The organism is Ruegeria sp. BC1 (assembly GCF_056539305.1).
Genome location: NZ_JBQFUT010000004.1, coordinates 291,818 through 315,852, shown reverse-complemented (window position 1 = coordinate 315,852; position 24,035 = coordinate 291,818). Strand labels below are relative to the sequence as shown.

Annotated in this window: 25 protein-coding genes and 1 riboswitch; of the genes, 17 read left to right on the top strand and 8 right to left on the bottom strand. The window is 58.6% G+C overall.

Annotation, left to right across the window (positions count from 1 at the left end):
- The first annotated feature begins 20 nt into the window (after positions 1-20).
- The 3 genes from ACR0IY_RS11625 (at position 21) to ACR0IY_RS11615 (ending at position 2,636) form a co-directional block, all read left to right on the top strand.
- Positions 21-1,250: a class I SAM-dependent RNA methyltransferase gene (locus ACR0IY_RS11625; protein ID WP_480673382.1), complete on the top strand. Its 1,230-nt coding sequence runs from the start codon at positions 21-23 to the stop codon at positions 1,248-1,250.
- Positions 1,251-1,270: 20 nt separating this feature from the next.
- A complete protein-coding gene (locus ACR0IY_RS11620) occupies positions 1,271-2,056 on the top strand; it encodes an ion transporter (protein WP_480673532.1) in 786 nt (261 codons plus the stop codon).
- A gap of 61 nt (positions 2,057-2,117) precedes the next feature.
- Positions 2,118-2,636, top strand: coding sequence for a L,D-transpeptidase family protein (locus tag ACR0IY_RS11615; protein ID WP_480673380.1), 519 nt, complete (start codon positions 2,118-2,120; stop codon positions 2,634-2,636).
- Here ACR0IY_RS11615 and ACR0IY_RS11610 read toward each other — a convergent pair.
- The 7 genes from ACR0IY_RS11610 to cysQ all read right to left on the bottom strand — a co-directional run bounded on the left by ACR0IY_RS11610 (position 2,620) and on the right by cysQ (position 10,626).
- A complete protein-coding gene (locus ACR0IY_RS11610; RefSeq protein ID WP_480673378.1) occupies positions 2,620-4,065 on the bottom strand; it encodes a nodulation protein NodH in 1,446 nt (481 codons plus the stop codon). The two genes, ACR0IY_RS11615 and ACR0IY_RS11610, sit on opposite strands and share 17 nt — an antisense overlap.
- Before the next feature lie 6 nt (positions 4,066-4,071).
- Positions 4,072-5,772 (bottom strand): DUF5927 domain-containing protein, encoded by a 1,701-nt coding sequence (locus tag ACR0IY_RS11605; protein WP_480673376.1) that lies wholly within the window; start codon positions 5,770-5,772, stop codon positions 4,072-4,074.
- The gene (locus ACR0IY_RS11600) at positions 5,769-6,755 is read right to left on the bottom strand and encodes a glycosyltransferase family 2 protein (RefSeq protein WP_480673530.1); all 987 of its coding nucleotides are present in this window, start codon (positions 6,753-6,755) and stop codon (positions 5,769-5,771) included. The genes ACR0IY_RS11605 and ACR0IY_RS11600 overlap by 4 nt, the downstream gene beginning before the upstream one ends.
- 135 nt (positions 6,756-6,890) lie before the next feature.
- A complete protein-coding gene (locus ACR0IY_RS11595; RefSeq protein ID WP_480673374.1) occupies positions 6,891-7,967 on the bottom strand; it encodes a glycosyltransferase family 2 protein in 1,077 nt (358 codons plus the stop codon).
- Positions 7,968-7,974: 7 nt separating this feature from the next.
- A complete protein-coding gene (gene galE / locus ACR0IY_RS11590; protein ID WP_480673372.1) occupies positions 7,975-8,958 on the bottom strand; it encodes a UDP-glucose 4-epimerase GalE in 984 nt (327 codons plus the stop codon).
- Positions 8,959-9,028: 70 nt separating this feature from the next.
- Positions 9,029-9,829, bottom strand: coding sequence for a 3-deoxy-manno-octulosonate cytidylyltransferase (locus ACR0IY_RS11585; RefSeq protein WP_480673370.1), 801 nt, complete (start codon positions 9,827-9,829; stop codon positions 9,029-9,031).
- Entirely contained in the window at positions 9,829-10,626 is a 798-nt protein-coding gene (gene cysQ, locus ACR0IY_RS11580) for a 3'(2'),5'-bisphosphate nucleotidase CysQ (RefSeq protein WP_480673368.1), read from the bottom strand. The genes ACR0IY_RS11585 and cysQ overlap by 1 nt, the downstream gene beginning before the upstream one ends.
- A gap of 122 nt (positions 10,627-10,748) precedes the next feature.
- On the opposite strand from cysQ, the gene ACR0IY_RS11575 reads away from it, so the two are divergent.
- The gene (locus ACR0IY_RS11575; RefSeq protein WP_480673366.1) at positions 10,749-11,570 is read left to right on the top strand and encodes an ABC transporter permease; all 822 of its coding nucleotides are present in this window, start codon (positions 10,749-10,751) and stop codon (positions 11,568-11,570) included.
- On the opposite strand, the gene ACR0IY_RS11570 is transcribed toward ACR0IY_RS11575, so the two are convergent.
- Positions 11,567-12,169, bottom strand: coding sequence for an alpha-ketoglutarate-dependent dioxygenase AlkB family protein (locus ACR0IY_RS11570; RefSeq protein ID WP_480673364.1), 603 nt, complete (start codon positions 12,167-12,169; stop codon positions 11,567-11,569). The genes ACR0IY_RS11575 and ACR0IY_RS11570 overlap by 4 nt on opposite strands.
- 214 nt (positions 12,170-12,383) lie before the next feature.
- Between ACR0IY_RS11570 and dnaK the strand changes: the two genes are divergently transcribed.
- The 13 genes from dnaK to radC all read left to right on the top strand — a co-directional run bounded on the left by dnaK (position 12,384) and on the right by radC (position 24,033).
- Entirely contained in the window at positions 12,384-14,291 is a 1,908-nt protein-coding gene (dnaK, locus tag ACR0IY_RS11565) for a molecular chaperone DnaK (RefSeq protein ID WP_480673363.1), read from the top strand.
- A 74-nt stretch (positions 14,292-14,365) separates the two neighbouring features.
- Complete coding sequence (gene dnaJ / locus ACR0IY_RS11560; protein WP_480673362.1) at positions 14,366-15,517, top strand: molecular chaperone DnaJ; 1,152 nt, start codon at positions 14,366-14,368, stop codon at positions 15,515-15,517.
- Positions 15,518-15,733: 216 nt separating this feature from the next.
- Positions 15,734-15,838: riboswitch (TPP riboswitch) on the top strand.
- Between the two features lie 43 nt (positions 15,839-15,881).
- A complete protein-coding gene (gene thiD, locus ACR0IY_RS11555; protein ID WP_480673360.1) occupies positions 15,882-16,685 on the top strand; it encodes a bifunctional hydroxymethylpyrimidine kinase/phosphomethylpyrimidine kinase in 804 nt (267 codons plus the stop codon).
- Complete coding sequence (locus ACR0IY_RS11550; RefSeq protein ID WP_480673358.1) at positions 16,682-17,659, top strand: FAD-dependent oxidoreductase; 978 nt, start codon at positions 16,682-16,684, stop codon at positions 17,657-17,659. Before thiD ends, ACR0IY_RS11550 begins: the two co-directional genes overlap by 4 nt.
- On the top strand, positions 17,643-17,837 hold the full coding sequence (gene thiS, locus ACR0IY_RS11545; RefSeq protein ID WP_480673356.1) for a sulfur carrier protein ThiS: 195 nt from the start codon (positions 17,643-17,645) through the stop codon (positions 17,835-17,837). Before ACR0IY_RS11550 ends, thiS begins: the two co-directional genes overlap by 17 nt.
- A gap of 2 nt (positions 17,838-17,839) precedes the next feature.
- Complete coding sequence (locus tag ACR0IY_RS11540; RefSeq protein ID WP_480673354.1) at positions 17,840-18,604, top strand: thiazole synthase; 765 nt, start codon at positions 17,840-17,842, stop codon at positions 18,602-18,604.
- A complete protein-coding gene (locus tag ACR0IY_RS11535; protein ID WP_480673352.1) occupies positions 18,601-19,197 on the top strand; it encodes a thiamine phosphate synthase in 597 nt (198 codons plus the stop codon). Before ACR0IY_RS11540 ends, ACR0IY_RS11535 begins: the two co-directional genes overlap by 4 nt.
- Positions 19,194-20,156 carry a HesA/MoeB/ThiF family protein gene (locus ACR0IY_RS11530; protein WP_480673350.1) on the top strand — a complete coding sequence of 321 codons (963 nt, stop codon included), beginning with the start codon at positions 19,194-19,196 and terminating at the stop codon, positions 20,154-20,156. Before ACR0IY_RS11535 ends, ACR0IY_RS11530 begins: the two co-directional genes overlap by 4 nt.
- Before the next feature lie 20 nt (positions 20,157-20,176).
- On the top strand, positions 20,177-21,112 hold the full coding sequence (locus ACR0IY_RS11525) for an ABC transporter substrate-binding protein (protein ID WP_480673348.1): 936 nt from the start codon (positions 20,177-20,179) through the stop codon (positions 21,110-21,112).
- Complete coding sequence (gene tenA, locus ACR0IY_RS11520; RefSeq protein ID WP_480673346.1) at positions 21,109-21,786, top strand: thiaminase II; 678 nt, start codon at positions 21,109-21,111, stop codon at positions 21,784-21,786. Before ACR0IY_RS11525 ends, tenA begins: the two co-directional genes overlap by 4 nt.
- Positions 21,783-22,511: an ABC transporter ATP-binding protein gene (locus ACR0IY_RS11515; RefSeq protein ID WP_480673344.1), complete on the top strand. Its 729-nt coding sequence runs from the start codon at positions 21,783-21,785 to the stop codon at positions 22,509-22,511. The genes tenA and ACR0IY_RS11515 overlap by 4 nt, the downstream gene beginning before the upstream one ends.
- Entirely contained in the window at positions 22,508-23,242 is a 735-nt protein-coding gene (locus ACR0IY_RS11510; RefSeq protein WP_480673342.1) for an ABC transporter permease, read from the top strand. Before ACR0IY_RS11515 ends, ACR0IY_RS11510 begins: the two co-directional genes overlap by 4 nt.
- A 35-nt stretch (positions 23,243-23,277) precedes the next feature.
- Complete coding sequence (gene radC, locus ACR0IY_RS11505; RefSeq protein ID WP_480673339.1) at positions 23,278-24,033, top strand: RadC family protein; 756 nt, start codon at positions 23,278-23,280, stop codon at positions 24,031-24,033.
- The last annotated feature ends 2 nt before the right edge of the window (positions 24,034-24,035 follow it).

Here is a 24,035-nt window from a genome sequence, read left to right as displayed (position 1 = left end):
GCCCCGGTATCAGGCCCCACATGACGCAGCAGTTCACCATAACCCGCCTTGGCCATCAGGGCGACGGCATTGCCGACGGTCCCATTTACGCACCGCGCACCCTGCCGGGTGAGCTGGTCAGCGGGACTCTGACAGGACAGGTGCTGACCGATATCCGGGTTGAAACGCCGTCGGACCATCGGGTCAAAGCCCCTTGTCGCCATTACAAGGCGTGTGGGGGATGCCAGTTGCAGCATGCCGCGGACGACTTTGTCGCCGACTGGAAGGTTGAGGTGGTGCGCAGTGCTTTGGCCGCGCATGGGCTGGAGGCCGAGATTCGCCCAATCCACACGTCGCCGGAACGGTCCCGCCGGCGCGCCACCATTGCCGTGCGACGAACCAAGAAAGGTACGCTGGCCGGATTCCATGGACGCGCCTCGGACACGATCACCGAAATCCCGGATTGCCACCTGCTGGATCCGGCGCTGATTGCCGCCATTCCAGTGGCGCAAGCGCTGGCGGTTCTGGGTGGCAGCCGTAAAGGCGTGCTGGCGGTGACGTTGACCTTGTCTGAGGGTGGATTGGATGTGGCGGTCAAGGGTGGCAAACCGTTGGACGGCCCGCTAGAGCTGGCCTTGGCGCAGGCGACCGAAAAACACGGGCTGGCGCGGCTGAGTTGGGATGGCGAGGTGATTGCCATGCGTCAGCCTCCGATACAGCGTTTTGGTGTGGCCGAAGTTGTGCCGCCTGCGGGTGCGTTTCTACAAGCGACAAAAGACGGTGAACAGGCTCTATTACAGGCGGTTTTGCTGGCAACGCAGGGCGCGAAGCGCGTCGTAGACCTGTTCGCGGGCAGTGGAACATTCTCGCTGCCGCTAGCCCAATCCGCCGAAGTGCATGCGGTCGAGGGCGACGCCGCGATGACAAGCGCATTGGATCAGGGCTGGCGCAAGGCGCAGGGCCTCAAGCAGGTCACAACCGAGGCGCGCGATCTTTTTCGCCGTCCGCTGATGCCGGACGAGCTGAAGCGTTTTGATGCCGTCGTGCTGGACCCACCCCGTGCGGGGGCCGAGGCACAGGTGGCGGAACTGGCGCAAGCACAGCGCCCAGTGATCGCCTATGTTTCGTGCAACCCTGTGACCTTTGCACGGGACGCAAAAACACTGGTAAACGCAGGCTACTCCCTTGAATGGGTACAGGTGGTGGACCAATTTCGGTGGTCGTCACACACGGAACTTGCCGCGCGGTTGGAATTGGGGTCCGCACCATGAGCAGACAGGAGAACATCACAATGGGATTCAATCAGCGCCTGCTGGGTATAATTGAACATCCCGCATTTGGTCGCTTCATCACCGGGGTCATCATTTTCAACGCAATACTGTTGGGGATGGAGACGTCCCCGACCCTGATGGAAGCGGCTGGTCCCCTGATCGTGACGCTGGACAGCATTTGTCTGGCCATCTTCGTCGCCGAGATTGCGATGAAGCTGCTGGCTTCGGGTCGGCGGTTCTTTCTGAATGGCTGGAACGTTTTCGACTTTATCGTTGTTGGTATTGCCCTTGTCCCCAGTGCAGGTGGGCTTTCCGTGCTGCGGGCGCTGCGGATTCTGCGGGTGTTGCGGGTTATCTCGGTTGCGCCACGCCTGCGCCGGGTGGTTGAAGGCTTCATTTCGGCCCTGCCGGGGATGGCCAGCGTGTTCCTGCTGATGGCGATCCTGTTCTATATCGGTGCGGTGATCTCGACCAAGCTGTTTTCGGTGTCATTCCCCGACTGGTTCGGCGATCTGGGCCTGTCCGCCTATACGCTGTTCCAGATCATGACGCTGGAAAGCTGGTCCATGGGTATCGTGCGCCCGGTGATGGAGGTATACCCCTATGCCTGGCTGTTCTTCGTACCTTTCATCATGGTCACTACCTTTGCGGTGGTGAACCTGCTGGTTGGTTTGATTGTGAACTCGATGCAGGACGCGCACCATGCCGAGGATGAGGTGAAAACTGACGCCTATCGGGACGAGGTGCTGGAACGGCTCGAGTCGATCGAACGTCGCCTGGTCGAGCAGTCGCACATCAAAAAGTGATTTCAGTTTTTGGGATTTCTGGCATAATACCTGAAAAAAAGAGCAGTAGCAGGCAGTGAACATGGATCGTCGAGCATTTGGATTGGGCGCTATGGCAACGCTGAGCCTTTCGGCTTGTGCTTCCGCCAGTCCCAGATTTCTGACTTATGATGGGCCCGAGGTGACCTCTTTGGTCATCAACAAGGGCGCGCGGAAGATGTATCTTCTGCACAACGAACACATTCTGAAAGAATACAAGATCGATCTGGGTTTTGCCCCTGCGGGTACCAAGACCAAACGCGGCGATGGACGCACGCCCGAGGGCAGCTATCTGATTGACCGCCGCAACCCCAACAGCCGCTATCACCTGTCGCTGGGGATTTCCTACCCGAACTCGAACGACATTGCCCAGGCCAAAGCGGCCGGGGTTGATCCAGGCGGGGATATCTTCATCCATGGCCAGCCCAAAAAGCGGTCCGAGCTGAAGCGCGCCAAGAAGACACCGGATTGGACGGCAGGATGTATAGCCGTCAAAAATGACGAGATCGAAGAGATCTATGCAATGGTGAACAAGGGCACGGTTATCACTCTTCGCCCGTGAGTGGCCGCCAGTCATCAAACCCGAATTGCAAATAGTCGCGCTGGTAAGCCTCAACCGCCAGCGCTTCGAGTTTTTTGTCATGAATGTCGTTCAACGCATAGGGCGCATCCGGCGCGCTGAAACCTGGTTTGGGCGACGAATCATGCCCCAACCGGCGCGCCAGATCAGGGAGGGCCGTGGCAATCTCATCTTCTCGCAGGATCAGGTCAGGCAGAGTGAACCCAGCCATGCCCTCAAGTACCTGCGATTGGCTGCACCAGACCCCATCGACCCGGACAGGGGTTTGCCCGGCGAGGTTCTGGCGCAGGAAGGTCAGAAAGGCCGAAAAGGCCTCATAGTGCTGGTCGAGCAGGTAATTGTCTTTGCGCAGCTGGCCGGGAATCGGAATTTTGAATCGGTTGCGCAGCATGTTGCGGATCTTCAGGTAGGCACCCGCTTCGGTGCTGAGGATATAGGAACAAAACGCTGAATGCGCCCGCGCCAAAGGGTGGCGTACCACAGTAAATTTCCGGTGCCCGGGGTGGGCCTGCAACCAACGCCGCGTCTGTTTGCGATTTTGGTTTTTGATCAGCTTGTCGGCATCTACCCTATCTAGATCGGCGAGCCACTGAGTCACTGATCCTTCGATCCCGCTGCGAATGGGCAGGTACATAAGCGGTGTGACTGGTGCAGCGATATAATGGCCAACCGCTGGCCCGCGGCGGGGTTCGAAATTCGGCGTGCGATGCAGGTTGAAGCTGTCGATCTGGGCCAGAGCCTGCTCGGCTTCCTCCGGATTGGTCACCTTGGACAGAGTGGGTTCGGGGTTCTGAGGCTTGAGCGTGTTATCAATCGCCGTCAACCGCGCCGAAAGACCAAGCCACGCGGCCAGACCGTTCAGAACGCTCAGGTTGTTGAGATCGTCATAGGCGATGAAAAACCCGGTTTGCCCCGTTGTCTGAAGTTGGTTCAGCAGAAACTGTTGAAAATCCTGTTGCTGGTTCAGGTAGTTTTCAAACTCCTGTCCGTCGAATTCGACCTGAGCCACGCGTCGGCGTTTGACGTTCTTCAACTGCCATTGTTTTGTTTCCCGCGCAATTTTGAGCGAGACGTAACTGTCCAACGGGTTGCGCGTCAGGATGATCTTGGCGCAACGCGGATCGGTCAAAGCAGGCTCTAACACACGGGGATCGTGCCCCTGAAAATAGCGGAAACCATTCAGCTCTCCTGTTGCGGACTTGATTGCCTGAACCAGTTTCAACGGATCGTCATCGCGTTCTTCAAGTGTGATTCCCAACAGGCTTTCAGATTTCAACCGGCCAATGAAATGCGCATTGAACGCCTCACCATGGCATGTGACACCTTCCAACGCGTTCAGGTTGGCTTCCAGCAGGTTGGACCCGGTGCGCATAGCGGCAAGGACGATGAAATAGTCGAAGGTTTTCGTCATCGCGGGTTATTGTACCAGATAAGGTTTTTTGAAGGTCCGCACCCGGGCACCGAACACGTCGTCTGATGGAAAATCCCCCATCATATAGGGATGCATGCCTTGGTTCTTGAGGTTTTGCAGGAATTGGCCAAAGCCTGACAGATCCACCATTACCGGCGCTTCGGTCAGGTGGTTGGCATGTTTGGTGCCAATCTCTTCGATCACGGTCTGCAAGGGTTCCATCGGGGATTCCACGAACTCGGCCAGCGACCATGTCCGCACCCGTGCCTTGGTCCAGACCGAACCCAGAACCTCAAGCTGTTTGGTTTCGATTTGCTGTAGGCGCGCAGCTTCGCAACGAATGTCCGCAAAGTTCATGTTTGACCGAAACAACGGGATCGCCCAGGCACCGGTGATGACCGAGATCTGCGCATTCTTATCCCGTGCCAGAAACCAGTTGACCTTCTGCGTATCCCGGGGGCCGAACTGAAAGCACTGCCGTTCGCCCCGTGTGTTCCAGATCAGGTTCGAGACAAAGGCCGTTGGGTTGTAGTCCCGCAGCACGGCGCAATCGCTGAGCGCACCGTTGGTGATGCTGTCACCGCCGGCAAATTTGGCCCGCTCCGGGTCAAACAGGTGTCCGTGAACGCGTGCGCCTGTGGTTTCGGTCAGCCATGGTTCGAAATCCTCGAACAGTTCGGTGAAGCCCTGAAACACCGAATACGGGAAAGAGGTCAGGCCGTTTTCGCTGCCGTGGCGGGGAAAGCGGCTTTGCATGTACAGTCCGTCACGTCCCCGCGTTCGCCGCTCGACCGCTTTGGAAAACACTCGGTCGATTTTTCCCGGATTAGGTTCGGTCGGTGCCATGCTGCTATTCTGATCGGTCAGAAAGGCCTGATACAGGCGATCCGCGCGCGGCCAGATTTTTCGGGCCACAAAACAGTCCGACCGACGCAACAATTGCAAGTGGTCGTCATAAAAAATGTGCGGGCGCCCCTGATAGTCGAATTTCGACAGGGTCAGAGACCGGCTTTCGATATGGGTGGAATATAGCCGCGCCAAGGTCTGAAAATAGCTTTCGTCCGGTATCCAGACCCGCCGAAAGTAACTGTCATAGGTCTGCCGCCGGGGATCTTGAAGAATAGCCGACAGGGTCTGGCGCGTCAGACACCACCACTGGCTGCCCATATGGGGAATCAGACCGTCGGGTATCTTGCGGCGCATACCGATTGCGCGCTGTAGCCTTACATAAGCATCAAACAGCTTTCGGTTTTTTCGCCATGAAAACGGAAACCGCAGGGTGAACCGCTCCTGATCCAGCCCGCCGATGGTCCAGCTGACATCGGCCGTGGTGGCGCTTTCGATGAAATCGACACGGGGGCGGTCCGAGAGATAGTCGATCAACTCACTTACTGGTCGCAGAGGCAGGCAGGCCCCTGAAGACAAATAGACGTGATGCACGTCCGGAAAGGCCTCGAGCATCAGCTCGGCGGCGGATTGCGATGCCGAGACGATACCCCAGCCGCCCCATTCACAGGTATGGCGGTCGGAAAACCGGATCAGGGGATCGTCCGCACAGGATGCTTCAAATGCGGAGAAGGCACCGGCAGGCACTTTGCGATCCACATGGATCACCACTGGGCATCCCGACGCCGTCCAGTGACGCGCAACCTGTTCGGCCCGGTGCAACGCGGTATGGGCCAGCATGACGATGCCCAGACTGCTCATGCCCAGTTTCCTTTTGACATGAGGCCAAGAATTTCAAGTTGGCGCCAATTGATGTATTTCTCGGACCGGTCGCACCAGAACACCGGCTTGTCGCCCAGCCTTTCGGCATAGGCACGGTATTCGCCGGACCGACGGTAGTGCTGACCGCGCTGCATCTCTTCGCTGGCCTTGTCGCCCATCGTGCTGATCAGCTTGGCATGCAGCAGCGCGCCGCTGGTCTTTTCACCACCCCATTCGTCGTAGACCTGGTTCAGTCCGCGCGGCAGAAGCGAATGGGTCGAGCTGACATAGACATAACGCTTGTCCCATTTGACCAGAGGGATCTTGTTCAGCGCAGGGGCTTTTGCGGGGGTGTCGCGGAAAAACACACGGGCGCGCGGCCCGCCCTGAATCCAAAGATTCCCGTAATCGGGGTTCTTGGTGATCATGTAATTGCCGGAATCGAACCACCGGGCGATCTGAAACGGGTCTTGCCCTTCGTGGTACGGTTCAGCATCCACCGGACCCTGCGGGTACATGTCAATCAGCATGGTGCCAAAACTGCGCACCGCGCAGCTGTCCAGCCAGTCGGTCAGCGCCCGAACAGGGCGGGTGTCACAAAACGGGTAGATAAAAAACTCATCCGGGTCGACCGTTAGTACCCAATGCCCATGCGCGTATTTCCGCAACAGGTAGTTTGACCAGTCCAACCCGAACGAGGCCCGTTTGTAACTGGCATTTGCACGCCAGAGCGAGACGTCAGGCTGGAGTTCCAGATACTCTTTGGTGCCATCATCGCTGTCGTTGTCGATGATCAGAAATTTATCGACGCCCAGCTTGCGGTAGTATTCAAGAAAATAGGGCAGGCGGATCTTTTCGTTCCGCATAACGCTCATCAACAGGACATCATCGCCCCGGATGTCCGCAGTTCTGTCCGAGACCGGCTTCAGCTCGCGCCGTTTGCGCAGGCAACGCACAAGACGGCGCTTGCGCCGCAATCTCATCCGGTATGAATCCAACAGGCTCACGCGTCTGCTCTACCTTCTTGTTAACGCGAGCATGCCCGGAGGCTGGATCGCCAGAGTGGTGCCGGGCAATTGCCGATTTATGCCATCTTTGCATCTTTCAAGGCAACGGCTTTAAAAGTCGTTAGCCTGATGCGTTGTTTTCGTGCTCTCCTGCTCGCACCCGCCCATAAGCCCCATCTGCTGAAGCTGCGCCCAGCCTGCATACCGGACCGAGTCCGGCGTCCACATGTCGGGGTGGTTTCCGATCGCATCATAGTATGTCCCAAATAGGTCGGGATCATGAAAATGCTGACGGCGGGCTTTCTCGGTTTTTGACTTCTCCACCACCTCTGGCAGGAACTTGGTGTGTAGCAAAACGCCCGATGGGGTTGTGCCTCCGGGTCCGTCATAGGCCGCGTTCAGGTGCCGGGGCAGGGCGGAATGGCACGAATTGACATAGGCATAGCGGTGCGACCACCGCACCAGCGGAATCTTGTTCAGCGTCGGAGAGTGCCGGGGGCGATCCTTAAAGAACACACGCTCGCGGGCGCCGCCCTGTACCCACAGGTTGCCCAAAGGTGTTTGCCGCTGCGCGCGATAGGGGCCGGAATCGAACCAGCCCAGAATTTTGGTAGGGTCGGTTTCCGGGTCAAAGGGTTGCGTACCCAGCGATCCCTTGGGGTAAAGGTCCAGCATCAGCGCGCCAAAGGCTGTGCGGTTTAGCCGCTCTAAGGCGCTGGTCAGATCGTGCAGGGATGTGCTGTTGTGATCCGGGTAGATCAGCAACTCATCGGCATCCACCATCAGGGTCCAATGCCCATGTCCATAGCGCATCTGCAACCAGGTGAGCCAGTCCAGCCCATAGCGCGCGTCGCGGTAGCTTGCCCCGGTCTGCCACAGCGAGACATCCGGCTGTGCCTGCAAAAACGCGACCGAGCCATCATCGCTGTTATTGTCCACGATCAGAAAGTGATCAACTCCCAGCGCCCGATAGTGGCGGAAGAACCAGGGCAGCCGTGTGATTTCGTTGCGCAGGGTGGTGAAGGCTAGAATATCGCCCGGCCTGACCTGTGCGGTCCGATCGGTCAATTGGATCAACTGGTGACGACTGCGAAATGACCGCCACAGAAGCCGCCGTCGTTTCAGGCGCAACCGGTATTTCTGCACCCATCCAATAGGGGGAAGATTATTGGTTGCGGACCCGGTCACCTGACGCTCATTTTTCGTAATTGCCGTTCTGGTGCCAGCGCCATGCGTCGCCAATCATCGTCTCTAACGTTGATCTTTTTGGCTGCCAGCCCAGTTCCTCACCGGCGCGGACCGAGCCCGAAACTAGTTTGGTGCAGTCTCCGGCTCGCCGGGGTCCGATGGAATAAGGCACCTCGCGGTTGGTGACGGCTTTGGAATGACCAATTACTTCCATCACGGAAAAACCCGTCCCGGTGCCCAGATTGAACACGCGGCTGCCCTTGCCCTGTTCCAGCCAGTTCAGCCCGAGCACATGCGCATCCACCAGATCACAGACATGGACATAGTCGCGGATACAGGTGCCGTCGGGCGTCTCGTAATCGGTGCCGAACACGGTCAGACCGTCGCGTTTGCCGTCGATTGCATCCAGCATCAACGGCACCAGATGGGTTTCAGGTTGGTGGAACTCTCCGACCTCGCCGTCCGGGTCGGCACCGGCGACGTTGAAATAGCGAAAGATCACGTGGTTCAGCCCATGCGCAGCCTCGAAATCACGCAAGATTTCCTCGATCGCGCGTTTCGAGGCACCATAGGAATTCAACGGTAGTTGCGGCGTGTTTTCGTCCAGTACCACGTTGTCGTGATCGCCATAGGTGGCGCAGGTAGAGGAGAATACAAAGTTCAGACATCCCGCAGCCACGGTGGCCTCGATCAGGTTCAGAGAGCCGGTAACGTTGTTTGACCAGTATCTGCCGGGTTGGGACATTGCCTCGCCCACCTGACTCAGGGCTGCGAAATGCATTACTGCGGCAGGTTGGTACTTGGCGAATACCTCATCCAGTCGCGCCCGGTCCAACAGGTCGCCTTGTTCGAAGGGGCCGAATTTCACCGCGTCCTGCCAACCGGTGACAAGGTTGTCGAACGTCACTGGCGTATAACCGGCGCGGGCCAATGTCTTGCAGGCATGGGATCCGATATATCCCGCCCCGCCGGTTACAAGAATGTTGGTCATTTATGGTTCCAAATTTAGGGTTTGTGCACAGCTAGGCCGCAACGCGCGGTCGTGTCAGGGGGAAAAGAGATCAATCCAACCCCATCGCGGCCATCATTTCTTCTAGCTTGGGTACGTCCTGCGGGTTGTTCAACTCCCAGAACTGGCGGCCCTTGGCTTCGACTTCGACACACAATACCTTGCGGCCGTTTTCCATGAAGCGCAGCTGTTCCAGCCCTTCAAGCTGTTCCAGCGGACCAACTGGCCATGTGGGATATGCGGCCAGCGCGTCTGGGCGATAAGCGTAGACGCCGACATGATGGAAAACCGGTGTCGCGTCCTCGCCCGCATAGGTCTGCGCGGTGAAAGGCACCACCTCTTTCGAGAAATACATCGCGCTGTGGTCTGCTGCGAAAACGGCGGTGGTGCCGCCAACGCGCCCATTCTTCCGGTCGTTCAGCAGGCTGTTCAGCGCATCGCCATCGCAGCGCAGAACCGGCGTGGCCACCCCGGCCTCGGGCGCGGCGCGCAGACCTGCTATCAGGTCTTCGACAAACCAGTGCGGGGTCAGAGGGGCGTCCCCTTGCAGGTTCACCACGATCTCATACCCCGCGCCCAGATTGGCATGGGTTTCGGCGCAGCGTTCGGTGCCGTTCTGGCAGCCTTCCGACGTCATTACCACCTCGGCCCCAAACTTTTCTGCCACCTCGCGGATACGGTCGTCATCGGTGGCGACAACAACCTTGTCCACGCCCGAAACCGAACAAGCCGCGCGCCAAGATCGTTCGACCAGCGTCATCGACGTGCCACTGGCTCCGGTCAGGGGGACCAGTGGTTTGCCCGGATAGCGGGTAGAGGCATACCGAGCGGGAATGGCGATCAATACGGACATCAGGCTTCCTTCAATTCAACACCCGGAGCGTAGGCGATAAAGAATGGGTTTGCATAGCCGTCCTTACCGTAGGTCAGCGGTTCGTGGTTGTCGAAACGGACCACTTTGCCACCGGCGCCCGCCAGAACGGCGTGGCCTGCGGCCGTGTCCCATTCCATCGTGCGACCGACGCGGGGATACAGATCCGCCTCACCCGTGGCGACCAGACAGAATTTCAGCGACGAGCCTGCGCTTTTGCTGTCCTGCACCTGATACTTGTTGATGTAATCCTCGGTGGCTTGGTCCCGGTGCGACTTGGAGGCAACGATCAAAAGCGCCGAATTGTCGGGGTTAGAGACTGATATTGGCGTGACGTCGCCGGGTTGATCCTTGTCCAGCGTGCCGGTTTCTTCAATCGACTGGCCGTCGGCCTGCGTATAGAACATGCGCTCTTTTGCCGGAGCATAAACCACGCCTCGGGTCGGAATGCCGTTTTCCACCAGCGCGATATTGACCGTGAAATCACCGCGGCGGTTGATGAATTCCTTAGTGCCATCCAGCGGATCGACGATCAGGAAGGTGTCGCCTTTTTCCGAATGCGAGGCAGCCTGTTCCTCGGTCACAAGCAGGACATCGGGGAAGGCGGCACGCAGACCGGCCGAAATCAGGGCGTCAGCGGCTTCATCCGCTTCTGTTACCGGGCTGGAATCGGATTTAATCTCCACGTCGAAATCATCCGAGTTGTAGATTTCCATGATCTTGTCGCCCGCTTCCAGGGCCAGACGTCGAATGACGGGAATGAGGGCGTCGTAGGTCACAAAAATGCTCCGTTCCGGTGATTTGTTGATCGAATTTGCTGACGGCCTTATGATGTGCTGGTTACGGATCGGCAAGAATTTCGTGGCAGATTGCAGGCGAAAATACGGGAAAGACACTCAGGGTGTATTATTTCAAACGAAACCGGACGCTGCTGGGCGGCGCGTTCACAACGGCGGAACTGGTGTTCCATGCCGTAGTGCGCAACGTCCGTTCAAAGCACTCCAACGCTGTGCTGTCGATTATCGTGAACATCCTGCAAGTGCTGGCCATGGTCGCCGTGTTTTACACGATCATGTCTTTCCTAGGTACGCGCGTTGCAAAAATTCGGGGTGAGTTCATTCTGTTTCTGCTGTCCGGCGTATTTCTGTTTATGACGCATATCAAAACGGTCGGCTCGGTTGCGGGGATCAGTACCGGGAATAATCCGATGATGCTGCATTCGCCGATGAATATGATGGTGATGCTTTTGGCCACAGCCTGCGGCGCGCTTTACACACAAATGATGACCATCATCATAATCCTGTTCGTGTACCATGTCGCGGTTGCTCCAATCGAGATTCAAGAGCCGGGCGGGGCTTTTGCTATGTTGATGCTGGCCTGGTTTACCGGTTTTTCGATTGGCGTTGTTTTCATGGCCTTGACACCCTGGTTTCCAACCACCGTGTCGATCCTCACCACTATTTACCGTCGTCTGAACATGATCTTTTCAGGGAAAATGTTCATTGGGAATGCGCTGGGTGGGGTCACGCTGGCGATGTTTGCCTGGAACCCGCTGTTTCATATCATCGATCAGTGCCGGGGGTTTGTTTTCCGCAACTATTATCCGCGCAATACCAACTGGGAATATCCGCTTTGGGTCGGGCTGGCGCTGTTGCTGCTTGGATTGCTTGGAATTTTCTTCTCTCGCCAGCATGTTTCGGCCAGCTGGGGCGCGCGCCGCTAACCGGCAACGCGCAGGGTCAGGTTGATGCGTCCGCCTTTGGGCAGCAATTTCGACGAGCCAAACCGGATGCGGTCGATGCCGTGGTAGGTCAGGCGGGCCGGGCCGCCCATGATCACGACGTCACCGGAATTCAGCCAGATCGATTCGGTCTTGCCGCCCCGGGTCTGATTGCCAATGCGAAACAGCGCGTCGTCCCCCAGTGAAACCGACAGGACAGGCCAGGAAAAATCGGCCTCATCCTTGTCTTGATGCAGGCCCATTCGGGTGCCTTCGCCGTAATAGTTGATCAGACAGCAATCCGGGTCTCTATCGGCGCTGGCCAATTGGCGCCAGATATCAAGGACCGGGTCCGGTATAGTCGGCCAGGCTACACCCTTGGGATGGTGAGGCTGATACCTGTAACCGGCTTTGTCCGTCACCCAGCCCAGAGACCCGGCCGAGGTCATGCGCACCGACATTTCCTTGCCGGACGGCGTCACTGGCCGGAATAGCGGAGCCGATTTCAGAATCGGGCGCAGTGCCTCGATCAGCCGCGCCTGCGCGTCCCCGTCCAGCCAGCCTTTCCTGATATCGAAACCGCGCAAGAGCAGCCGCGCCATCCAAGATTCCCCGATCCTTGCCAAAACCTTGCCAAAAAGGCCACAGATTCCCGAAAACCTGCGTTTTACAACGCTTGCAGGCCCCTGATCCCGCCCTTATATACGCCGGGACGCGCGATGGTGTAGAGCCATTCGTGCAAATCAGATCGGGGCAGGGATGCCATAACGGGTCCCGGCCTCGGGACATCGCCTTGAAGAGAAAGGGATTGAACATATGGGTAAAGTAATCGGGATTGACCTCGGAACCACCAACTCGTGCGTGGCCATCATGGACGGCTCTCAGCCGAAGGTCATCGAAAATGCCGAAGGGGCGCGGACCACGCCCTCGATCGTCGCCTTCACCGAAGATGAGCGTCTGGTCGGTCAGCCTGCAAAACGTCAGGCGGTCACCAACCCCGACAACACGATCTTTGGCGTAAAGCGTCTGATCGGTCGTCGCGTGGATGATGCCGAAGTCGAAAAAGACAAGAAAATGGTACCGTATGCCATCGTTAATGGCGGCAACGGTGACGCGTGGGTGGAAGCCCGCGGTGAAAAGTACTCCCCAAGCCAGATCTCGGCCTTCACTCTGGGCAAGATGAAGGAAACCGCCGAGAGCTATCTGGGTGAGGAAGTCACGCAGGCCGTCATTACCGTTCCGGCATACTTCAACGACGCCCAGCGTCAGGCCACCAAAGACGCCGGTAAAATCGCCGGTCTGGAAGTACTGCGGATCATCAACGAACCGACTGCTGCTGCGCTGGCCTATGGTCTGGACAAGGAAGAAACCCAAACCATCGCGGTCTATGACCTTGGTGGCGGTACGTTCGACGTGACCATTCTGGAAATCGACGACGGCCTTTTCGAGGTCAAATCGACCAATGGTGACACCTTCCTGGGTGGTGAAGACTTTGACATGCGCATCGTCAACTACCTGGCGGATGAGTTCAAAAAGGAACACGGTGTTGATCTGTCTGCCGACAAGATGGCGCTGCAGCGTCTGAAAGAAGCTGCTGAAAAAGCCAAGATCGAACTGTCCTCGACCTCGCAGACCGAGATTAACCAGCCGTTCATCTCGATGGGTTCGAACGGTCAGCCGCTGCACATGGTCATGAAACTGACCCGTGCCAAGCTGGAATCGCTGGTGTCGGACCTGATCAAGAAATCGATGAAGCCCTGTCAGGCTGCGTTGAAAGACGCCGGTCTGTCGGCTGCTGACGTGGATGAAGTCGTTCTGGTCGGTGGTATGACCCGGATGCCGAAAGTGATCGAAGAGGTCACCAAGTTCTTCGGTAAAGAGCCGCACAAGGGTGTGAACCCGGACGAAGTTGTTGCCATGGGCGCCGCCATTCAGGCCGGTGTTCTGCAGGGCGACGTCAAAGACGTGGTTCTGCTGGACGTGACCCCGCTGTCGTTGGGGATTGAGACCCTGGGTGGCGTATTCACCCGCCTGATCGACCGCAACACCACGATCCCGACGAAAAAGTCTCAGGTCTTCTCGACCGCCGAGGACAACCAGAACGCCGTAACCATCCGCGTGTTCCAGGGTGAGCGGGAAATGGCCGCGGACAACAAGATCCTGGGTCAGTTCAACCTCGAAGACATCCCGCCCGCACCGCGTGGCATGCCTCAGATCGAGGTGACCTTCGACATCGACGCCAACGGCATTGTCTCGGTTTCGGCCAAGGACAAAGGCACCGGCAAAGAGCAGAAGATCACCATCCAGGCCTCGGGCGGTCTGTCGGATGACGACATCGAAAAGATGGTCAAGGACGCGGAAGAGAACGCGGAAGCCGACAAGGAGCGCCGCGAGCTGGTCGACGCCAAGAACCAGGCGGAAAGCCTCATCCACTCGACCGAAAAGTCGATGGAAGAGCATGCCGACAAGGTCGACCCGACCACCATCGAAGCCATCGAGCTGGCGATTGCCGCGCTGAAGGACGAGCTGGAAACCGAAAATGCCGACAAGATCAAGTCGGGCATCCAGAACGTCACCGAAGCAGCGATGAAGCTGGGTGAGGCCATCTACAAGGCGCAAGCCGAAGAGGGTGAAGAAGAGCCTGCGGCGGCAGATGCTGCTCCGGGTGACGATGACATTGTCGATGCCGAGTTCGAAGATCTGGACGACGACAAGCGTAACTAACGGGTAACCGGGCCAATTCGGGCCGGTCCGGTTGCCGGGCCGGCCCGAATACGTTGAGGCAGAAGGAAACACGGATGTCAAAACGCGACTACTATGATGTGCTCGGCGTGTCCAAGGGCGCATCAGCGGATGAGATCAAAAAAGGTTTTCGCAAGAAGGCCAAGGAATTGCATCCCGATCGCAACAAGGACAACCCGGATGCCGAGGCGCAGTTCAAAGAAGCGAACGAAGCCTATGACGTATTGCGCGATGCCGACAAAAAAGCGGCTTATGACCGCTTCGGCCATGCTGCCTTTGAAAACGGCATGGGCGGCGGTGGTCGTCCCGGTGGCGGTTTTGGGCAGGGCGATTTTTCCAGCGCGTTCTCAGACGTATTTGACGACCTGTTCGGCGATTTCATGGGCGGTCAGCGGGGCGGCGGCGGTGGTGGCCGACGAGCCGCGCGCGGGTCGGACCTGCGATATAACTTGCGGGTAACGTTGGAAGAGGCGTTCTCGGGTCTGCAAAAAACTATCAACGTGCCCGCCGCAGTGGCGTGTTCGGCCTGTGACGGTTCGGGCGCCGAAGGCGGCGTTGAACCCACGACTTGTCCAACTTGTTCCGGTATGGGCAAGGTCCGGGCTCAGCAGGGCTTTTTCACGGTCGAACGTACCTGCCCGACCTGTTCCGGTCTGGGTCAGATCATCAAGAACCCCTGTAAGTCCTGTGGTGGTGCCGGTCGCGTGGAAAAAGAACGTGCTCTGTCTGTGAATATACCGGCCGGGGTCGAAACTGGAACCCGTATCCGTCTGGCCGGTGAGGGTGAGGCCGGGATGCGCGGCGGTCCTCCGGGCGATCTCTATATCTTTGTCGAAGTGTCGGATCACAAACTATTCGAACGCGACAGCGTCAATCTGTACTGCCGCGTGCCGGTCAGTATGGGCAAGGCTGCTTTGGGTGGATCAATTGAAGTGCCGACCATTGACGGTGGTCGCGGTCGCGTGCAAATTCCGGCCGGTAGCCAATCGGGTCGTCAGATGCGACTGCGCGGCAAAGGCATGCCTGCCCTACGGGGTGGCGGTGTTGGCGACATGTTCATCGAACTGGCCGTAGAAACACCAGTCAATCTGACCAGTCGTCAGAAAGAACTGCTGCGCGAATTTGATGATTTGGGTGAAGATAATCACCCGGAATCAAACAGCTTTTTCTCCTCGGTCAAATCCTTTTGGGATGGGATGAAAGGCTAATAGCCGATCTGGCTGAAAAATAAGACAGCATTCGGGGGCGCTGCCCCCGTATTACTTGTTGCCAGATGAAGCAAAGATTCCTGTATTCGCCTGGCCCCAAAAATCCCGGAGCGCGAGGCAGATCCTCGCATATTCTGGCCTTAAGGCATAATTCGAGGTGGCCTTAAGTTCGAAAAATTGTTTCTTGATAATTTGTCGATCTCCTGAGATTGTCCGCCGCAACCGTTGGGGTGCCTGATCAAGGGCTGAGAGGTGCGAATGCGCTAACCCATCGAACCTGATCCGGGCAATGCCGGCGGAGGGAACGGTCAAACAAGTACTGACGTTTTCCCAGCCCGTTGCCCCAAACCGATGGAGCAACGATTTGGCACCTATTGCTTTAACTATTGCCGGGTCCGACAGTGGCGGTGGCGCTGGTATTCAAGCCGATCTCAAAGCGATGTCTGCGCTGGGCGTTTATGGCGCCAGCGTGATAACGGCGGTAACGGCGCAGAACACGCAATCCGTGACTGCTGTTCACGGTATTCCGCATGAAGTGATTTCGGCACAGATCAACGCGGTACTGTCCGATCTTGACATTGGTGCAATCAAGATCGGCATGCTGGCCACGCCGGATATCATCCATACAGTGGCGAGAAGCATCGCCGAATTTCAGGGCCCCATTGTTTTAGACCCGGTCATGATTGCCAAATCAGGTGATCAGCTGCTGGCAGAAGAGGCTGTACAAACTTTGCGCGACGTTCTGGTGCCTCGCGCGACCGTGCTAACGCCGAATTTGCCTGAAGCTGCTTGTCTATTGGGTGGGGGGGACGCGGAAACCTCTTGTGACATGATCCGGCAGGGGCGCGACTTGTGCGCAATGGGTGCACAGTCCGTGCTGATGAAGGGGGGGCACGGAAAAGGTGATGTTTGCCTCGACCTGCTGGTGAAAGGATCCGGTGATGTTTCCGAGTACACCGCGCCTCGTCAGGATACCAAAAACACGCATGGCACGGGGTGTACATTGTCATCGTCAATCGCGGCTGGCTTGGCCAAGGGCTTGACGCTGACGGATGCGGTGGCCGAGGCCCACGGTTATCTGCAAGGCGCAATTGCGCAAGCTGACGCTCTGAATATCGGTCAGGGTCACGGTCCTGTGCATCATTTCCATCAGGTTTGGTCCGCGTGACGGTCTGGTCGGTCATAGGGGCGGGCGTAGCCGGACTTGCCGTTGCATCGGAACTGGTATCCCGCGGCGCGCATGTGCAGGTCTTCGATCCGGGAGGGTCCCCGGGGCCACATGGCTGTTCCTGGTGGGCAGGCGGCATGCTGGCCCCCTGGTGCGAGTATGAAAATGCCGAAGAACCTGTGCTGCGCCTGGGTAAGATGGCGATCAACTGGTGGGGTTCTCGTACTAAGCTGTCCCGCCGCGGCACGCTTGTGGTTGCCAACAGCCGCGATTTGCCCGACTTGCGCCGCTTCGCTCGTCGCACCGAAGGTTATGCCGAGGTCAATCGCGATGAAATCTTAGATTTAGAGCCTGATCTGCATGGGTTTGGCAAGGGCCTTCACTATTGCGATGAGGCGCATGTCGATCCGCGACAGGCACTGCAGGATCTGTATCGCCAGCTTCAGGATCAAGGGGTAGTGGTTCATCGCAAGCTCGCACCGACCCGGCTGGATAACGCGATAGATTGCCGGGGTCTGCATGCGCGCGATTACCTTCATGATCTGCGCGGCGTGAAAGGTGAAATGCTGGTGATCCGCTGCCCGGATGTGACTCTGACCCGGCCTGTGCGTCTGCTGCATCCACGGATGCCGCTGTATATCGTGCCGCGTGGGGATGGCGTATACATGCTGGGTGCGACGATGATCGAATCCGAGGACAGCAGTCGTATCACCGCGCGTTCGATGCTGGAATTGCTCAGCGCGGCTTATGCGCTGAATCCGGCGTTTGGCGAGGCAGAAGTGTTGGAGATCGGGGTCGATCTGCGTCCGGCCTTCCCCGACAACCTGCCGCGCATCCGCCGCTTGGGGCGGACGATTTATGCAAACGGCCTGTACCGCCACGGGTATTTGCTTGCACCTGCACTGGCGAAAGGCGTGGCTGATTTGGCGCTGGACAACATTCATTCGGAGATGGTCGATGAAGATCGTGCTTAACGGCGTGGTTCGCGAAGTGCGGGCAGAAACCCTTTCGGATCTGCTGAACGAATGCGGGTTCTCAGGCCGCGTTGCCACTGCGGTGAACGAGAATTTTGTGCCTTCAAGTCTGCGCATTTCCCACAAACTGAACGATGGCGACCGGGTTGAGGTGGTCGCGCCGATGCAGGGGGGCTGAGGATGAAAACGTTCTACGACACCGAATTGCCCAATCCGTTGATGCTGGGGACCGCGCAATATCCCAGCCCGGCGATACTGGAGCAGGCGTTTCGCGACAGCGGGGCCGGCGTGGCGACCGTTTCGCTTCGGCGGGAATCCGGTGCGGGCCAGACATTCTGGCAGATGATCCGCGAACTGGGCGTATTGGTTCTGCCCAACACCGCCGGTTGTCACACGGTGAAAGAGGCGGTGACCACTGCTCATATGGCGCGGGAGGTGTTCGATACCAAATGGATCAAACTGGAGCTGATCGGCCACACGGACAGCTTGCAACCGGACGTGTTCCAACTGGTCGAAGCCGCGCGCATCCTGACCGAGGACGGGTTTCAGGTCTTTCCCTATACCACCGACGATCTGATCGTGGGTGAACGCTTGTTGGAAGCTGGGTGCGAGGTGCTGATGCCCTGGGGTGCGCCGATTGGATCGGGGCGGGGGCTGAACAACGCATATGCCTTACGCGCGATGCGGGCGGAGTTCCCCGAGGTACCGCTGGTGGTCGATGCGGGCATCGGTCTGCCCAGCCATGCGGCGCAGGCGATGGAGCTGGGATATGACGCCGTTCTGCTGAACACCGCCGTCGCCCGCGCCGGGGATCCGGTAGCGATGGCGCAGGCGATGATGCGGGCCATTGAGGCCGGTCAACTGGCCCATCAGGCCGACCCGATTGAGGCCCGGGACATGGCCGAACCCTCGACACCTGTGATCGGAAAGGCGTTTCTGTCATGAACCTCGACCGGTTTTATCCGATCTTTGATCATTCGGACTGGTTGCGCCGGATGTTGCCCTTAGGGGTGAAACTGGTGCAACTGCGGATCAAGGACCAGCCTGATGCTGTGGTACGCGAACAGATCGCGATCTCACGTGACTTGTGCTGCGACCATGGTGCGGTGCTGGTGGTGAATGATCACTGGCAGGCGGCGCTGGACGCGGGCTGCGACTGGATTCATCTGGGGCAAGAAGACCTGGACGAGGCAGATCTGACCGCCATCCGCAAGGCTGGGCTGAAGTTGGGCGTATCGACCCACGACGATGATGAGCTTGAGCGGGTTCTGGCCATGGACCCTGATTATGTGGCGCTTGGTCCTGTTTATCCAACGATCCTGAAAAAGATGAAATGGCATCAGCAAGGCCTTCCCCGGGTCACCGAATGGAAGGAACGGGTGGGCGATATTCCCCTGGTCGGGATCGGCGGCATGAGCGTAGAACGAGCTGCGGGCGTGTTGGCTGCGGGGGCGGATATTGTCTCGGCCGTCACCGACATCACCCTGAACGCCGACCCCGAGGCCCGCGTGCGTCAGTGGATCGAGGCCACACGATGAGCCGCTATGCCCGCCAGATGATCCTGCCCGAGGTTGGGCCGGACGGCCAGGCCCGCCTGTCTGCTGCACGGGTTTTGGTGGTGGGCGCGGGCGGTCTGGCCGCGCCGGTGCTGCCGCTGTTGACCGGGGCTGGTGTCGGGCATCTGACCATTATGGATCGCGATGCGGTCGATCCGTCGAACCTGCATCGCCAGACATTATTCACTGAGGCGGATTGCGGTCAGCTCAAGGCGCACGTGGCCGCCGAGCGCTGCCGTAAAATCAATGGCGAGATTACGGTTGAGGCCAAATTTCAGGCTCTAACACCCGAAAATGCTACGGAACTGGTGGCGCAGGCGGATGTTGTTCTGGACTGCGCCGACAGTTATGCCGCCAGCTATACCCTGTCGGATACCTGTCTGGTGCTGGGCAAACCGTTGATCAGCGCCTCGGTGCTGGGTCTTGCGGGGTATGTCGGCGGGTTTTGCGGCGGGGCACCGTCGCTGCGGGCCGTATTCCCGGACGCTCCCGACAGCGGTGCCAGCTGCGCCACGGCTGGGGTGTTGGGGCCGGTGGTCGGCCTGATCGGGGCGATGCAGGCGCAGATGGCGCTAAACCTGATACTCGGACTTGACCCATCGACTCTGGGGCAGGTGGTGCAATACGATGCCCGAACTTTCCGCAGCACCAGCTTTCGGTTTGATACGGCCCCGGAACCCACGCGGCATTACCCGTTTGTCGCCGCAAGCCAGTTGGGTCGCGATGACCTGATCATCGAATTGCGACACACCGAGGAAGCCCCCAATCTGATCCACCCGGATGCCCGTCGAGGATCATTCGAAATGCTGAAATCAGAGCCTAATAAAGGAAAAAGATTAGCCTTGTGCTGTGCGACCGGCCTGCGTGCCTGGCGTGCGGCGGAACAAATTCAACCGGATTGGCCGGGCGAGATTGTCCTCGTCGCGGCCTCAACCTCGTGAATGAAAAGGAAACGCGAGACATGAAAAAGCTGATCACAGCGATTGCCCTGCTGGCCGCCGCGCCGGCCTGGGCCGAAGACAAGATGACCGTGCTGCTGGACTGGTTCATCAACCCTGATCATGGGCCCATCATCGTGGCCCAGGAAAACGGCTATTTTGCCGAACAGGGGCTTGAGGTGGACATCGTGCCGCCCGCCGACCCGTCGGCCCCGCCCCGTTTGGTTGCCGCCGGTCAGGCCGATCTGGCAGTGTCCTATCAGCCACAACTGCACCTGCAGATCCACGAGGGGCTGCCCCTGAAACGCGTCGGCACCCTGGTCGCCACGCCGCTGAACTGTCTGTTGGTGTTGGAAGACGGCCCGATCAAGTCGTTGGCCGACCTCAAGGGTAAGAAAGTCGGGTTCTCGGTAGCAGGTGTGGAAGAGGCGATTCTGACCGCGATGTTGAACGCGCACAATGTCGCGCTTGATGATATCGAGATGATCAACGTCAATTTCTCACTGTCGCCGTCGCTGATGACCGGTCAGGTCGACGCGGTGATCGGCGCGTTCCGTAACTTTGAGCTGAACCAGATGGATATCGAGGGCGTCGCGGGCCGTTGCTTTTACATCGAAGAAGAAGGCGTGCCGTCTTATGACGAGCTGATCTATGTCGCCAATCCCGACACGATGGATACCGACAAGATTGCCCGTTTCCTGGCCGCCACCGAAAAGGCGACCCAGTATATCGTCAACAACCCGGAAAAAAGCTGGGAGATCTTCTCGGCTACCTCGCCCGAGCTACAGGATGAACTGAACGCCCGCGCCTGGGTCGACACGTTGCCTCGGTTCGCACTGCGTCCGGCGGGATTTGATGCGGGCCGCTATGCGCGCTTTGAAGAGTTTCTGAAGGACAGCGGCATGATCGACAGCGTCAACCCGGTCAGCGACATCACCATCGACGTGACCGCGCAATGAGCGACGATTACGGCAAAGCCTTTGCGCTGATGCGTGAGGCCGCGCAGGAGCCGTGGCGGGACTATACCCGTCACGGCTTTGTCGAAGGGATGAAGGACGGTACCCTCCCGCGCTCGGCGTTTCTGCATTACTTGCGGCAGGATTACGTGTTCCTGATCCACTTTTCCCGCGCCTGGGCGCTGGCGGTGGTGAAGTCGGAAACGCATTCGGAAATGCTGACGGCGGTGGCGACTGTGAATGCGCTGGTAGCTGAGGAAATGCAGCTACATATCGGCATCTGCGAGGCCGAAGGCATTTCCAGCGAAGAATTGTTCGCCACCCCGGAGCGGTCCGAAAATCTGGCCTATACCCGTTTTGTGCTTGAGGCCGGATACAGTGGCGACTTGCTGGACCTTCTGGCAGCGCTTGTTCCTTGCGTGATGGGATATGGCGAGATCGGAGCGCGCCTGGCGTCCGAGGCCACTTCGGACACCTATCGCGACTGGATCGACACCTATGCTGGCGTAGACTATCAGGATGCCTGCAAAGCAGTTGGCGCGTTGCTGGATCAGGCTCTAACACGGCGGATTGGAGCGGATTTTGAAACATCCCCGCGTTGGGATCGTCTTTGCAGGACGTTCCGGACAGCGACCGAGCTTGAGCGGGATTTCTGGCAGATGGGCCTGACCCCGTGACCCCCGCACCCGATCTGACCATCAGCGGTACAGCCACTATTGACGGTGCGACTTTGTTCGCGCCTCTGACCCTGACCCTTGCGGCAGGGCAATGGACCTGTCTGCTGGGTGGGTCGGGTGTCGGAAAAACCACCGTTCTGCGTCTGATTGCGGGGCTGGAAACCGGGGCTGTCTTTACCGGGGAAATCACCGCCGGTGACGCGCTGCCGGTGGCTGATCGGGTGGCCTATATGGCGCAGGATGACCTGTTGCTGCCCTGGGCCACGGTGGCGCAGAATGTCTCGCTGGGCGCACGGCTGCGGGGTGAGAAACCCGACCTTGATCGCCGCCAACGGCTGATTGAGCGAATGCGCTTGCAGGATCACATGGACAAGAAACCGTCCGAGTTGTCCGGCGGTCAGCGGCAGCGAGTCGCGCTGGCCCGCACGCTGATGGAAGATCGACCCATCGTTCTGCTGGACGAGCCGTTCTCGGCACTTGATGCGCGTACCCGTGCCGATATGCAGGATCTGGCGGTCGAAGCGTTGCAGGGCCGTACCGTTCTGCTGGTCACCCATGATCCGGGCGAGGCCGCGCGTCTGGGGCAGTCGATTGTGGTGATGACCCAGCATGGTCTGACCGCCTGTACCCCGCCGCATGCCCCGGCGCCGCGCAAGGTCGATGACCTTGAAACACTCGAGACTCAGGGCGCGCTGCTGCGATTGCTGCGGGAGGAGACGGCATGAAGATCCTCTCGGCTTTGGCGGCAACCTTGTTTGCGCTGGCGATCTGGCAGGGGATCGTGTCCCTGACCGGTCTGCCCAAATTCATCCTGCCCGGCCCGGCGCTGGTGGCCGAAACTTGGTGGCAGAACCGATGGGTAATCGCCGAACACACGTGGATCACCGCCGTTGAAGTTGTCATCGGATTGGCCTGTGGTACGGTATTGGGGGTGATTACGGCATTGCAGCTGGCCAATTCCCGCGCTGCGCGGGTGCTGGTGCAGCCGATGCTGGTTTTTACCCAAGCCCTGCCGGTTTTCGCGCTGGCACCACTGCTGACCCTGTGGCTGGGATACGGTTTGTGGTCCAAAGTGGCAATGGCGGTGCTGATTATCTATTTCCCGATAACGTCGTCGTTTTTCGATGGGTTGATGCGAACGCCGCAGGGCTATCTGGATCTGGCCCGGACCATGCAGGCCAACCGCCGCGCGGTGCTGTGGCATATCCGCATTCCGGCCGCTTTGCCCTCGCTGGCTTCGGGGATGCGTCTGGCCGCCGTTTACGCACCTATCGGGGCGGTGATCGGTGAATGGGTGGGGTCTTCACAAGGGTTGGGATACCTGATGCTGCTGGCAAATGGCCGTGCTAAGACCGATTTGATGTTTGCCGCGATGCTGACGCTGGGCGTGTTTTCCATCGTTCTGCACATCATCGTCCGGCGTGCCACGGCCCGCATGGCGGGTGAAGCGCGTTAACCTTTCGGAAACCGATTCTGCGCCAATCTGACTGCATGACTCAGGATGTCTTTGCCGAAGCCCCGATGTTGTTTGAGACGGATGAAGCCCCGGTGCAGCCGCTGCCCTCTGGGCGGTTGCCGTCTTACATCAAAGATCACCGCAAACGGTTGCGCGAACGTTTCATGTCAGGCGGGTCTGCCGCAATGCCGGATTATGAGCTGCTGGAGCTGGCGCTGTTCCGCTCTATACCCCGTCAGGATGTGAAACCGCTGGCGCGGGCGTTGATGGATACATTCGGCGATTTCAACCGTGTCCTGACCGCGCCCGAAGAACGGCTGCGTCAGATCAAGGGGGTGGGCGATACGGTGATCACCGATCTTAAAATCCTTGAAGCCTGTGCCCACCGCATGGCCCGTGCGAGGGTGATGCAGCGGCATGTGATCTCGGGTTGGGACGCACTGCTGGATTACTGCCATACCACCATGGCCCATCGCGAGACTGAACAGTTCCGTGTATTTTTTCTGGATCGCAAGAATGTCCTGATCGCGGATGAGGAGCAGGCAAAGGGTACAGTGGATCATGTGCCTGTTTATCCGCGTGAGGTGGCAAAACGAGCGTTGGAACTAAACGCATCGGCGCTAATTTTGGTGCACAACCACCCGTCAGGCGATCCAACCCCGTCCCAGTCGGACATAGACATGACCAACCGGATTCAGGACGCCTGTGTGGCCCTTGGGCTGACGCTGCATGACCATCTGATTATCGGCAAATCCACCGAGCTCAGTTTCAGGTCCAAAGGCTACCTGTAAAC

What these genes read in the sequence shown, in the direction of transcription:
- ACR0IY_RS11625 (WP_480673382.1), top strand. Translation starts at nt 21, where the DNA reads ATGACGCAGCAGTTCACCATAACCCGCCTTGGCCATCAGGGCGACGGC.
- ACR0IY_RS11620 (WP_480673532.1), top strand. Translation starts at nt 1,271, where the DNA reads ATGGGATTCAATCAGCGCCTGCTGGGTATAATTGAACATCCCGCATTT.
- ACR0IY_RS11615 (WP_480673380.1), top strand. Translation starts at nt 2,118, where the DNA reads ATGGATCGTCGAGCATTTGGATTGGGCGCTATGGCAACGCTGAGCCTT.
- ACR0IY_RS11610 (WP_480673378.1), bottom strand. Translation starts at nt 4,065, where the DNA reads ATGACGAAAACCTTCGACTATTTCATCGTCCTTGCCGCTATGCGCACC.
- ACR0IY_RS11605 (WP_480673376.1), bottom strand. Translation starts at nt 5,772, where the DNA reads ATGAGCAGTCTGGGCATCGTCATGCTGGCCCATACCGCGTTGCACCGG.
- ACR0IY_RS11600 (WP_480673530.1), bottom strand. Translation starts at nt 6,755, where the DNA reads ATGAGATTGCGGCGCAAGCGCCGTCTTGTGCGTTGCCTGCGCAAACGG.
- galE (WP_480673372.1), bottom strand. Translation starts at nt 8,958, where the DNA reads ATGACCAACATTCTTGTAACCGGCGGGGCGGGATATATCGGATCCCAT.
- ACR0IY_RS11585 (WP_480673370.1), bottom strand. Translation starts at nt 9,829, where the DNA reads ATGTCCGTATTGATCGCCATTCCCGCTCGGTATGCCTCTACCCGCTAT.
- ACR0IY_RS11570 (WP_480673364.1), bottom strand. Translation starts at nt 12,169, where the DNA reads ATGGCGCGGCTGCTCTTGCGCGGTTTCGATATCAGGAAAGGCTGGCTG.
- dnaK (WP_480673363.1), top strand. Translation starts at nt 12,384, where the DNA reads ATGGGTAAAGTAATCGGGATTGACCTCGGAACCACCAACTCGTGCGTG.
- dnaJ (WP_480673362.1), top strand. Translation starts at nt 14,366, where the DNA reads ATGTCAAAACGCGACTACTATGATGTGCTCGGCGTGTCCAAGGGCGCA.
- thiS (WP_480673356.1), top strand. Translation starts at nt 17,643, where the DNA reads ATGAAGATCGTGCTTAACGGCGTGGTTCGCGAAGTGCGGGCAGAAACC.
- ACR0IY_RS11540 (WP_480673354.1), top strand. Translation starts at nt 17,840, where the DNA reads ATGAAAACGTTCTACGACACCGAATTGCCCAATCCGTTGATGCTGGGG.
- ACR0IY_RS11535 (WP_480673352.1), top strand. Translation starts at nt 18,601, where the DNA reads ATGAACCTCGACCGGTTTTATCCGATCTTTGATCATTCGGACTGGTTG.
- ACR0IY_RS11530 (WP_480673350.1), top strand. Translation starts at nt 19,194, where the DNA reads ATGAGCCGCTATGCCCGCCAGATGATCCTGCCCGAGGTTGGGCCGGAC.
- ACR0IY_RS11525 (WP_480673348.1), top strand. Translation starts at nt 20,177, where the DNA reads ATGAAAAAGCTGATCACAGCGATTGCCCTGCTGGCCGCCGCGCCGGCC.
- tenA (WP_480673346.1), top strand. Translation starts at nt 21,109, where the DNA reads ATGAGCGACGATTACGGCAAAGCCTTTGCGCTGATGCGTGAGGCCGCG.
- ACR0IY_RS11510 (WP_480673342.1), top strand. Translation starts at nt 22,508, where the DNA reads ATGAAGATCCTCTCGGCTTTGGCGGCAACCTTGTTTGCGCTGGCGATC.
- radC (WP_480673339.1), top strand. Translation starts at nt 23,278, where the DNA reads ATGACTCAGGATGTCTTTGCCGAAGCCCCGATGTTGTTTGAGACGGAT.